This is a genomic window from Streptomyces sp. NPDC002730 (assembly GCF_042888805.1).
Taxonomy (GTDB): Bacteria; Actinomycetota; Actinomycetes; order Streptomycetales; family Streptomycetaceae; genus Streptomyces.
The window spans coordinates 190,253-201,492 of record NZ_JBIAQG010000006.1; the positions used below are offsets into that span (position 1 = coordinate 190,253).

Genomic DNA, 11,240 nt, shown 5'->3' on the forward strand with positions numbered 1-11,240 from the left:
CCGGCAGATCACGTCAGCAGCGGGCTGCCTTCGGGTATCTCCACCCAGCGGCCCGGCGGCCCGGCGACCGCTCGGCGGTCCGTCACCCATATCCCCGCCATGTCGGCGGCGTACGCGAGCGTATGGGCGTCCCACATCTCCGTGGACTTGTCCCAGTCCCAGAAGCGGTACAGCCAGTGGGAGTCGGGAGACTCCTCGTACGCGTCAAGGCCCACCTCCTCGTGGTGCACCTCGACGCCGTCGCGGGAGAGCGTGCCGAAGGTGCCGCCCTTGGGGTTGAAGTACAGGTGGGGTCCAGGGGTCCGCCCCGACGGCGAGCAGCGCCGCGGCACTCTCCTCCTGGCCGTGGCACACCGCCTCCCAAAGGGCCGTGCGTCCTTCGTCGTCCTTCGCGTCCACGTCCGCTGCGGCGTTTCCCCGCGCTTCTGATGGGACGCCCCAAGATCTGGTCGTTCGGACAGCCCAACGACCCGGCCTCGGCGGCACATTACGCCAGTGAGCAGCGGGAGGCGGTCCAGCGCGCGCCGGCGGCGTAAGACCCGGAGACCATGGCGGTCTTCGACGTCGACCTCGGGCATACCGACCCTCAGCTGGTCATCCCCTACGGCGGATCGGTCCGCGTCGACGGTCCGGCCCGCCGGATCACCGTGACGTACTGAGCGCTTTCACGTATGCCCGTCAGGCCTCGACGCTGTCCTTCGGAGCCTCCTCCTCGGCCGCTTCCCGCTCGGCCTTCTTCCTGGAGGCGATCAGGCTGGTGATCGTGGTGATGACCAGCACGCCGCAGATGACCGCGAGCGAGAGGGGGATCGAGATCTCCGGGACATGCACGCCGCTCTCATGCAGGGCGTGGAGGACCAGCTTGACGCCGATGAAGCCGAGGATGACCGACAGGCCGTAGCTGAGATGGACCAGCTTCCTGAGCAGTCCGCCGATGAGGAAGTACAGCTGCCGCAGACCCATGAGGGCGAAGGCGTTGGCGGTGAAGACGATGTACGGGTCCTGGGTCAGGCCGAAGATCGCGGGGATGGAGTCCAGCGCGAAGAGCACATCGGTGGTGCCGATGGCGAGCATGACCACCATCAGCGGGGTCAGGATGCGCTTGCCGTTGTTCCGGATGAAGAGCTTGGTGCCGTGGTACCTGTCGGCCACGCCGAAGCGGTTCTCGATGGACTTGAGGAGCCGGTTCTCCTCGAACTCGTCCTCCTCCTCGTCGGAGCGCGCCTCCTGGATGAGCTTCCAGGCGGTGTAGATCAGGAACGCGCCGAAGATGTAGAAGATCCAGGAGAAGCTGGCGATCATCGCGGCGCCGGCCGCGATGAATATCGCGCGCAGGACGAGAGCGATCAGCACGCCTACGAGCAGCACCCGCTGCTGGAGGTGGGACGGCACCGAGAACTTCGCCATGATCAGGACGAAGACGAAGAGGTTGTCGACGCTGAGCGACTTCTCGGTGATGAAGCCCGCGAAGAACTCGCCCGACGCCTGGCTGTCGCCGAATACCAGCAGGCCGAGCCCGAAGAGCGCGGCGAGGACGATCCAGACGACGGTCCAGATTCCGGCTTCCTTGATCGACACGTCATGGGGCTTGCGCCCGATGAAGAAGTCGATGGCGATCAGAGCGCTCAGACCAAGAATGGTGAGCACCCAAAGGGTCCATGAAACGTCCACTGCGCCTCCGGCGTCGTACGGCTACTGATCAGCGTCGTCGCTGCCGGAGGTCTCCTCCACCCGAGCGGCCGCTGCCGCACCACGGGCCGACGCCCCGGGACCGATGCCGGTCCGTACTGACGGGAACGCCGCGAGTCGGGAGTACTCCCCTCCGCGCAAAGAAGAGTACAGGAAAGACCAAAGGTAGGTAAAGGAGTTGGTAAAGCGGACGCCAAGTGTGCAGGTCAGCGACGCCAGGAGCGACGGGCTTCGGTCACCTGATCCAGTACCTGCCGCAGCACCCCGCTGCCCGGTGGCACCAGCAGCGGCTGGTAGGTCCAGGCGTGCCCGACCCAGGGATCGGCCAGATGGTCGTCGGGGACCGGCGTGATGCGCAGCAGCGAGCGCCAGAGCGGATCGAGCACCGGGCCGTACGCGCTCGCGTCCTCGCGGTCCGCGACCATCAGCAGATGGACGCCGACCGCCGGGCCCTCGTCGGCGAGGTAGCGCAGCTGGGTGACCGCGCGGTCGTCGAAGCCGTGCGGGAAGTCATTGACGATCAGCAGCTGCTCCGCGGTGTCCAGATCGGGCGGAAGCGAGTCGGCCGCGCCGCCGCGCACCGCCATCGTCACCAGGTCCACGCGCTGGGTGAGCTTGGCGAGTACGGCGCTCACGCCCTGGGCGCCGGCCGCCGGCGGCCCGGCGAGGGCTCCGGAGTCGACCAACGGGGCGAGCGAGGGAGCCGCCGTGCCCGCCGGGTCGATGACATGGACCGTGAACTCGCCCGGCGGATAGATCGCGAGCAGACGGGCTGCGTGCGCTACCGCGGAGTCCAGGGCGAGCTTGCGCAGCTGCGCCTCGTCCAGCACCATCGCGGCCTCAGAGCCGGAGCGACCGCTGTCCACCCACAGCCCGCGCTCCAGCGGCAGCCGTACCAGGAACGGAATGCGCAGGTCCGGGCTCTCGGGCAGATGGAGATCGCCGAGGCGCAGCGCCATCGGAATCTCCATGGGGACGCGGTACGCGTGCCAGGCGGGGTTGTCCCAGCGCGCGAAGGCGGGCGGCAGGGCCGGCTCGACGACGTCGGACTCGGCGGCGAGCTGGGCCAGGTCCCGGTCGAGGACCTGGCGGGCCTGGTCTGTCAGCTGCTCGCACTTGGCGCGAGCCGCCTCGCGGGCGGCATCCCCGGCGCCGCCGATCCGGCTGCGCGGGTCGGACAGAACCGTGTCGAGCTCCTTGTCCATCCGGGACTCGGCGAAGTCGACGGCGCTGCGGTACGCGGCTGCGCTGCGGGCCAGATCCTCGAACATGCCCCAGATCTGGTTGTAGAGCCGCTCCTCCATGGACCAGCCGGTGGCGTCGCCCGCGACGGGCTGAGCCGACTGACCCGGCTGGGCGGGCGGTGCGGCCGGAGGCGGCGGCGGAGGTGCGGCGGACTGCCGGCGCGGGTGCGCATAGTCGATGGGCCCGCCGGGGCCCGGCGCGGCGTCGGGCATGGGCGTCTGCTGGGGGCCCGTGGGCCCGCCCGGTGCGCCGGGCTGCCGACCGGGACCGGAGGGGCCGTCGGGAACCGTCGCGTCCGGGCCGGGCGCGGGGCTCGCATTCGGCCGCGGCATCGACGGTGTGGACGGCGTGGACGGCGTGGTGAATGCCCCGTCGGCACCGCGCGTACGCAGCTGCGCCGGTTCGGCCCGGGGTGTGCGCGGAGCCGCCGTCTGCTGGATGCCTGTGGCTGTCTCGCGGGCCGTCGGCAGCCCCTGGTCGGCCAGCAGCTCCGCGAGTCCGCCCGCGTATCCCTGGCCAACGGCCCGCACCTTCCAGGCGCCTTGGCGGCGGTACAGCTCAACCGCGACGAGCGCGGTCTCGGCGTCGAGGCCGGTGATGGTGAAGCTGGCCAGTTCGGCGCCGTCCCGGCCGGCGATCGCCACGAAGGGAGCCGCGGTGGCGCCGAAGTGGGCCGGGCCGACGCTGCCTTCGGGGAGCGCGAGCAGCACGTTCACCTGGTGCACCGCCTCTGGCACTGCCTCCAGGTCGATGGTGAACCGGGGTGCCTCGGTGGCCTGCGGGGACACCTCGACCCCGGGCAGCGTGGGCGCTCCGGGGTGCGCGATCCACTCGTCGCGTACCGTCCCCCGCTCGTCGGCGCAGGTGGTGCAGGCCACGACCGGATGGTCGGCGGACACCCGTATCTCCAGGCGGGCGTGGGGCAAGGGGTGGTTCTGCCCCCGGACCAGCTCGGCCGTCATCGCCTCTGTCCCCTCAGTGCTGTGCGGTGTTCGGTGGTGGTAATGGGTGCAGCTCCCGGCGGCCTGATGCCTCCGGGAGCTGCGTCGTCCGTACGAGCCGTGCCTACAGGTGCGGCAGGATCGACGGCATGAGGTCCTGGAAGGTCCGGCCGTTGGCCGGGTTGCCGAGAGCCGTCATCTGCCAGCCGCCGCCCGCCCGGTGCACTTTCGCCATGATCTGCGCGGTGTACTGGCCGCCGCCGTCGAGCGTGTAGCGGGCGAGCTCCTGGCCGTTGGTCTCGTCGACGATACGGCAGAAGGCGTTCTGCACTTCCTGGAACGTCTGGCCGGTGAAGGAGTTCACCGTGAAGACGATCTGGTCGATGTGGACCGGCACCCGCTGCAGGTCGACGAGGATCGCCTCGTCGTCGCCGCCCGAGCCCGCTCCGCCGACCAGGTTGTCGCCGGTGTGCTTGACCGAGCCGTCGTCGCTGACGAGGTGGCGGAAGAAGACCACGTCCACCGGCTGCTTGTCGGCGAACAGCACCGCCGAGGCGTCCAGGTCGATCTCCCGGGTGCGCGAGCCGAACAGACCGCGGCGCGGCGCCGCCTGCCAGCCGAGCCCCATTCTCACCGCAGTGAGGGTTCCCCCGTCGCTCTTCTGCAGGCTGATGGCCTGACCCTTGGTCATGTTGACCGTCACGCGCTGTCCCCTTCTCCCGAATGACTGCCGCCCATATGTGCGGTTGTCCTGCACCCTACGCAGTGGCGCCGAACACACAGCACACTTGGCTCGTTTTTGTGTCGGTCTTGCAACACATGGGTGTGCGGGGCTCAGGCGAGTCCCGCCTCCTTCATCTGCCGCAGTTCCTTCTTCAACTCGCTCACCTCGTCACGCAACCGCGCGGCGACCTCGAACTGCAGGTCGGCTGCCGCGGCCCGCATCCGGTCGGTCATCTCCTCGATGATCTTTGCCAGTTCGGCCGCGGGACGGTCGGTGAGCACCTCGCCCTTCTTGCCGGCCTTGCCGCCGAGGGCCGGGACCGGGGCCTTTGCTCCCTTGCCGGGCTTGTCGGCCTTCGCCTGCCGGTAGCCGGTGCCGAGCAGCTCCTCGGTGTCGACCTCCTCGCGCGCGATGGTCGCGACGATGTCGTTGATCTTCTTCCGGAGCGGTTGCGGGTCGATACCGCGCTCGGTGTTGTACGCGATCTGCTTCTCCCGGCGGCGATTGGTCTCCTCGATGGCCTTCTCCATCGCCGCGGTGATCTTGTCCGCGTACATATGGACCTCACCGGAGACATTGCGCGCCGCGCGGCCGATGGTCTGGATCAGCGAGGTGCCGGAGCGCAGGAAGCCCTCCTTGTCGGCGTCGAGAATCGCCACCAGCGACACCTCTGGCAGGTCGAGGCCCTCACGCAGGAGGTTGATGCCGACCAGAACGTCGTACTCACCGGCGCGCAGTTCGCGCAGCAGCTCGACCCGGCGCAGGGTGTCGACATCGCTGTGCAGATACCGGACCTGGATGCCCAGTTCGAGGAAGTAGTCGGTGAGGTCCTCCGCCATCTTCTTGGTGAGCGTGGTGACCAGCACACGCTCGTCCTTCTCGGTGCGCTCGCGGATCTCGTGCACCAGGTCGTCGATCTGGCCCTCGGTGGGCTTGACGACGACCTGCGGGTCGACGAGGCCGGTGGGACGGATGATCTGCTCCACGAAGCCGTCGCCGCGCGAGAGCTCGTACTTGCCGGGAGTGGCGGAGAGGTAGACGGTCTGACCGACCCGCTGCTGGAACTCCTCCCACTTCAGCGGACGGTTGTCGAGCGCGGACGGCAGCCGGAAGCCGTGGTCGACCAGAGTCCGCTTGCGGGAGGCGTCACCTTCGTACATCGCGCCGATCTGTGGAACGGTCACATGCGACTCGTCGATGACGAGCAGGAAGTCCTCGGGGAAGTAGTCGAGAAGGGTGTTGGGCGCGGTGCCGGGGTCGCGGCCGTCGAAGTGCATGGAGTAGTTCTCCACGCCGGAGCAGGAGCCGATCTGGCGCAGCATCTCGATGTCGTACGTGGTGCGCATGCGCAGCCGCTGGGACTCCAGCAGCTTGCCCTGCTTGTCCAGCTCGGCCAGGCGCTGCTCGAGCTCCTTCTCGATGCCGTTGACCGCCTTCTCCATGCGCTCAGGTCCCGCCACATAGTGGCTGGCCGGGAAGACGTGGAGCGACTGGTCCTCGCTGATGATCTCGCCGGTGAGCGGGTGCAGGGTGGAGAGCGCCTCGATCTCGTCACCGAACATCTCGATGCGGACGGCGAGCTCCTCGTAGACCGGGAAGATCTCGATGGTGTCGCCGCGGACCCGGAAGGTGCCGCGGGCGAACGCCACGTCGTTGCGCGTGTACTGAATGTCGACGAAGCGGCGCAGCAGCTGGTCGCGGTCGATCTCCTCGCCGACCTTGAGCGGCACCATCCGGTCGACGTACTCCTGCGGGGTGCCGAGGCCGTAGATGCAGGAGACGGAGGCGACCACGACCACATCGCGCCGGGTGAGCAGGGAGTTCGTCGCGGAGTGGCGCAGCCGCTCGACCTCCTCGTTGATCGAGGAGTCCTTCTCGATGTAGGTGTCCGACTGCGGGACGTACGCCTCGGGCTGGTAGTAGTCGTAGTACGAGACGAAGTACTCGACGGCGTTGTTCGGCAGGAGCTCGCGAAACTCGTTCGCCAGCTGGGCGGCCAGAGTTTTGTTCGGCGCCATCACCAGCGTGGGGCGCTGAAGCTTCTCGATCATCCAGGCGGTCGTCGCCGACTTTCCGGTGCCGGTCGCGCCGAGCAGGACAACATCCTTCTCACCTGCGCGGATACGCCGCTCCAGGTCGGTGATGGCCGTCGGCTGGTCGCCGCTCGGCTGGTAGGTGCTGACGACCTCGAAAGGCGCCACCGTACGTTCGATCTTGGAAACGGGCCGCATGGATCCACCGTACGACGCACCACTGACAGCCGGTGGGTGATGCACAGTGGATCAAACGGTCACCAGTCGGTGGCGCGCGGGGATTCCTGGCGCTGGGCCGCGCGGCGCGGGGCCCGGTCGGCAGCCCAGGCGGCGGGCTGTCCGTACGACGGCTTCCGCTGGGAGGGCACGCCGGGACGCACGGTTTGCCCCGCCTCGGGGCGCTGCCGGTGCGGCTCGCCCATCACCAGCAGTGGGTCGAACATCACCACCACTGCGGCGAGCAGCAGGAAGACCGCCGGGCCGATCAGCAGGGGCGCCAGCAGAGTGGCGGGCGATCCGCTCTGACCTGTGGAGCCGGCCGCCCCGTGCAGATGGACGCTGACCGCCGCCATCCCCGTGTAGTGCATACCGCTCACCGCGACGCCCATGACCAGGCTGGCGCCCAGGCTCGCCATGAAGCCGTGGATCGATACGGCTGCCCAGAGGGCGGAGGTGGCGGCCACGACGGCGATCACCACGGAGAGGGAGACGGTCAGGGTGTCGTACTCGAGGCGTCCCTGAAGTCGCATGCCGGCCATGCCGAGGTAGTGCATGCTGGCCACTCCGAGGCCGGTGATCGTGCCGCCGGTGACCAGGGCCATCGGGCCCGCGCCGCGGTAGCCGACGATAAAGATCCCGATGCCGACCATGACGATCGCGACGGCGAGACTGGCGAAGGTGGTCGGCTTGTCGTAGCCGATCGGCGCCTCGGCGACGGTGAAGCCCATCATCGCGACAAAGTGCATGGTCCAGATGCCCGAGCCGATAGCGGTCGCGCCGAGTGCGAGCCACCCCGGTTTGAAGGAGCGTCGGTTGCGGACCGACCTGGTGGTGCAGCGGAGGCCCAGGGCCCCGCCGAGGCACGCCATGAAGTACGCCGCCACGGGTGTGACGAGGCCGTAACTGAACCCATCCACAGTGCCCTGCATGCCCGTATGCCCTCCGCTCCTTGGGTGATCCCCGTGATCCCTGACGGAACGTCCGGTCCGGGGGCGAGAGTATGGCTGGCGCCAGAGTAAGCAAACATGTGAGCGGAGACTTATCGACACGGAAATTGTCACGTGAAGCGTTCTGGGCGGTTCCGTTCACGTTGTGTCCACACTTCGCCTGCTCCTCGTTGACCGGCTGCTGCCACCCTCGGCCGGCCCGGCCCTGGTGGATGGTTCGGAGTGGACGGCATCATCACCGACAACCCCGATGTCGTACGGGACGCGGTGGGCTGAGCCCGGCCGATCCGGCGTTGTCAGTGCCCGGTCGTACGGTGGTCCGCATGAAGAGCTTCGAGTGGGCCGTCGTGGGCACGGACATCGGACCGCTGCTGCTCGCCGCGACCGACGAGGGTCTGGTGAGCGTGGTTTTCCATGCCGAGGCGGCGGTGCGGGACAAGGCGCTCGGGCGGCTGGCCGGGCGGCTCGGCGCCGAGCCGGTGGAGGACGCGGCGGGGTTGCCGGCCGAGCCGATACGTCAGCTGGGGGCGTATTTCGCGGGCGGGCTGCGCGAGTTCGACCTGCCGCTGGACTGGACGCTGTCCGGCGGGTTCAACCGGCAGGTGCTGCGGGAGCTGGCGGACGGGGTGCCGTACGGCACGGTCGTCGGGTACGGCGATCTGGCGGCGCGCGTGGGGCAGCCCGGCGCGGCGCAGGCCGTGGGCGCGGCGATGGGGTCCAATCCACTGCCGGTGGTGGTGCCCTGCCACCGGGTGGTGGAGACGGACGGCGGGCTCGGCGGGTTCGGTGGCGGCCTGGAGACCAAGCGGAAGCTGCTGGCGCTGGAGGGGGTGCTGCCCGAGCCACTGTTCTGAGCGGCTTTCCCTGCTGCGGCTCCAGGCTCCCCTCCGGCATCGCTCGCCGACCCCTGCCCCGACGGCTGCCCCTACAGCCTTGTGCCGACCGCCCAGAGGGATGCCCCGAGGGCCGCCCCGAGTGCTCCGGCAGCTCCTGGGGGACGCGCACGGACACGGTTTCGTACGCGCGTGCCGACTGGCACACTGCGCCAGTGACTACCAGCCCAGACGCACCTGACATATCCGTCGCCGCTGACGCGGCGCACGCTTCCGAGCCCGGAAGCTACGTCGCCCGGCTGCCGATCGGCGAGCCGCTGCCGCTCGCCGACGACTCGCTCACCAGCTGGGAGACGTTCCCGTTCACGGGCGAGCTGCGGGTGAAGCCGCTGACGGCCCCGGTGCTGCCCGAGCCCCCGCGCAGCGGCGAGGGCGGGCCCGGGGAGTGCCGTGCCTGCGCCTCGCCGGTGGAGGAGTCGCTCTGGGCGGACGATCACTGGCGGCTGGACGCGGTCGGGGACCAGGACCGGCTGCCGGCGGTCGTCATGCTGCGGCCGCACAGCCACCACGACTTCACCGACCTGCCGGCGGAGCGTGCGACGGAGCTCGGTCCGCTCCTCCAGCGTGCCGAGCGCGCGGTGCTGTCCCTCGGCGGCATCGCACGGGTGCACATCAACCGCTGGGGCGACGGGGCCGCGCATCTGCACTTCTGGCTGATCGCCCGGCCGGCCGGGATGACGCAGCTGCGCGGGTCGTTCCTGCCGCTGTGGGAGGAGCTGCTGCCTCCGGTGCCCGACGCGGAGCGGCGCGCAGCCCACATCAGGATCGCGGCCTCCCTCGCGGCCGGCGGTGGAACGGCGTACGCGCGGTGACCTCGATCGACAAAGCCGCGGCTCTCGCCCCCGTATCGGCGGACGAACTGCCCGCGCTGCGACGGCGTATCACCGCCGTACTCATCGCCAGCCAGATCCTCGGCGGGCTCGGCGTCGCGACCGGTATCGCGCTGGCCGCCGTCCTGGCGCAGCAGGTGAGCGGGACCGAGGCGCTGTCCGGGCTCGCCCCGACCGCCACGGTGGCCGGGACCGCGCTGCTCTCCATGCCGCTGGCCGCGCTGATGACAGCCCGCGGACGGCGGCCCGGGCTCGTCCTCGCCTATGCGATCGGGGCGTTGGGCGCAGGCGTGGTCGTACTGGGCGCGGTCATCGAGAACTTTCCACTGCTGCTCCTCGGCATGGCCGCGTTCGGCGCCGGTTCGTCGGCGAATCTGCAGGCGCGTTTCGCGGCCGCCGATCTGGCCGAGCCCGAGCGGCGCGGCCGTGCCATCTCCAATGTCGTCTGGGCGACCACGATCGGTGCGGTGCTCGGCCCCAATATCGCGGCCCCCGCGGGCCGCAGCGTCTCCGGGGTCGGTATACCGGCCGCCGCGGGCCCGTTCGTCTGGGCTGCCGGGGTGTTCCTCGTCTGCGCCGTGCTGGTCCTCGTCCTGCTCCGCCCCGATCCGCTGCTGACCGCCCGCGCTCTGTCCCCGGCCGACCGCTCCCCCGAAGGGCGCTCGCTGCGGGCCGGGATGCGGGCCGTACGCGAGTCTCCGATGGCCCGGCTCGCGCTGGTCACCGTGGCCGTATCGCACACCGCGATGGTGTCGATCATGTCGATGACGCCGGTCGCCCTCAGCCACCACGGGGCGGGGATCCAGCTGATCGGTCTGGTGATCAGCGGCCATATCGCGGGCATGTACGCCCTCTCGCCGCTGATGGGCTGGCTGGCTGACCGTATCGGCAGGCTCGCGGTGATCGGGCTGGCCGTTGGACTCCTCTCCGCGGCCGCGCTGCTGGCCGGTACGGCGGGAACGAGCCACGGGCAGACCGCAGCCGGTCTCTTTCTGCTCGGTCTCGGCTGGTCGGCGGGTGTGGTGTCCGGGTCGACGCTGCTCACCGACTCCGTGCCGCAGCCCGCCCGCGCCGCTGTGCAGGGCCTGTCCGACCTGGCCATGAGCACAACGGCGGGCATCGGAGGCGCGGCCGCCGGCCTGATCGTCGCGCGGGCGAGTTACGGCTGGCTGAATCTGGTGGGCGCCTGCCTGCTGCTGCCGATGGCGGCGCTCGCCGTGCGCAGAGCGCTCAGCCGACCGGTTCGCCCAGCCGACGGGAGCCAATGAGGAGGCATCGGGCACCCCACAGCGGGGGCCGGCAGGAAGCCCGGATCCAGGAAATTCACCGCCCGGAAATCTTTCGCCGACCAGCGTCTTCGCTGGTCGGCGACTCCGTCTTTGGTGCACCCAATGTTGCTCGCCGGGGCGGGTCCTCAGCCCCTGTCCAACATGGCGTGAACGCGCCAAACTCGCCATGCAGCACACCCCCACGCACGGCATTTCCCCGAGTTCCCCCGCCTCGGACAGGAGAGACCGATGTCAGCAGTGCGCCCAGGACGTTGCCTCGCTTCAGCCGCCGTCACCAGCCTCGTCACGGCCCTGGCGGCCGCAGGACCCGCCGCCGCGGCCGCACCGCCCGCCCCCGCAGCGCCAGGAGCTTCGTACAAGGCGGCCCACGACACACTCGGCCCGCAGAAGCTCACCGCCGAACAGCGCAGACTCACCAGCAGGAAGCAGG

General features: G+C 69.9%; 9 protein-coding genes and 2 pseudogenes. 5 read left to right on the plus strand and 6 right to left on the minus strand.

Annotated features, from left to right (window positions below; genetic code table 11):
• Positions 1–8: 8 nt before the first annotated feature.
• Positions 9–332: a hypothetical protein gene (locus ACFYXH_RS17180; RefSeq protein WP_389563924.1), complete on the minus strand. Its 324-nt coding sequence runs from the start codon at positions 330–332 to the stop codon at positions 9–11.
• Between the two features lie 72 nt (positions 333–404).
• Here ACFYXH_RS17180 and ACFYXH_RS17185 point away from each other — a divergent pair.
• Positions 405–659 (plus strand): annotated as a pseudogene (locus ACFYXH_RS17185) (LD-carboxypeptidase); the annotation flags it as partial.
• Between the two features lie 19 nt (positions 660–678).
• Here the strand turns inward: ACFYXH_RS17185 and ACFYXH_RS17190 are convergent.
• The 5 genes from ACFYXH_RS17190 to ACFYXH_RS17210 form a co-directional block, all read right to left on the minus strand.
• Positions 679–1,671: a TerC family protein gene (locus ACFYXH_RS17190; RefSeq protein ID WP_389563303.1), complete on the minus strand. Its 993-nt coding sequence runs from the start codon at positions 1,669–1,671 to the stop codon at positions 679–681.
• Between the two features lie 224 nt (positions 1,672–1,895).
• Positions 1,896–3,896: a TerD family protein gene (locus tag ACFYXH_RS17195; protein ID WP_389563305.1), complete on the minus strand. Its 2,001-nt coding sequence runs from the start codon at positions 3,894–3,896 to the stop codon at positions 1,896–1,898.
• A 103-nt stretch (positions 3,897–3,999) separates the two neighbouring features.
• Positions 4,000–4,578, minus strand: a complete 579-nt coding sequence (locus ACFYXH_RS17200; RefSeq protein ID WP_026237542.1) for a TerD family protein — start codon at positions 4,576–4,578, stop codon at positions 4,000–4,002.
• A 131-nt stretch (positions 4,579–4,709) separates the two neighbouring features.
• Complete coding sequence (gene uvrB / locus ACFYXH_RS17205) at positions 4,710–6,830, minus strand: excinuclease ABC subunit UvrB (protein WP_389563307.1); 2,121 nt, start codon at positions 6,828–6,830, stop codon at positions 4,710–4,712.
• A gap of 59 nt (positions 6,831–6,889) precedes the next feature.
• The gene (locus ACFYXH_RS17210; protein ID WP_389563309.1) at positions 6,890–7,780 is read right to left on the minus strand and encodes an MHYT domain-containing protein; all 891 of its coding nucleotides are present in this window, start codon (positions 7,778–7,780) and stop codon (positions 6,890–6,892) included.
• 341 nt (positions 7,781–8,121) lie between these two features.
• Between ACFYXH_RS17210 and ACFYXH_RS17215 the strand changes: the two genes are divergently transcribed.
• The 4 genes and pseudogenes from ACFYXH_RS17215 to ACFYXH_RS17230 all read left to right on the plus strand — a co-directional run.
• The gene (locus tag ACFYXH_RS17215; protein WP_389563311.1) at positions 8,122–8,652 is read left to right on the plus strand and encodes a methylated-DNA--[protein]-cysteine S-methyltransferase; all 531 of its coding nucleotides are present in this window, start codon (positions 8,122–8,124) and stop codon (positions 8,650–8,652) included.
• A 194-nt stretch (positions 8,653–8,846) separates the two neighbouring features.
• Positions 8,847–9,503 (plus strand): hypothetical protein, encoded by a 657-nt coding sequence (locus tag ACFYXH_RS17220; RefSeq protein ID WP_389563313.1) that lies wholly within the window; start codon positions 8,847–8,849, stop codon positions 9,501–9,503.
• On the plus strand, positions 9,500–10,789 hold the full coding sequence (locus ACFYXH_RS17225) for an MFS transporter (protein ID WP_389563315.1): 1,290 nt from the start codon (positions 9,500–9,502) through the stop codon (positions 10,787–10,789). The genes ACFYXH_RS17220 and ACFYXH_RS17225 overlap by 4 nt, the downstream gene beginning before the upstream one ends.
• 249 nt (positions 10,790–11,038) lie before the next feature.
• Positions 11,039–11,240: pseudogene (locus tag ACFYXH_RS17230) on the plus strand (hypothetical protein); the annotation flags it as partial.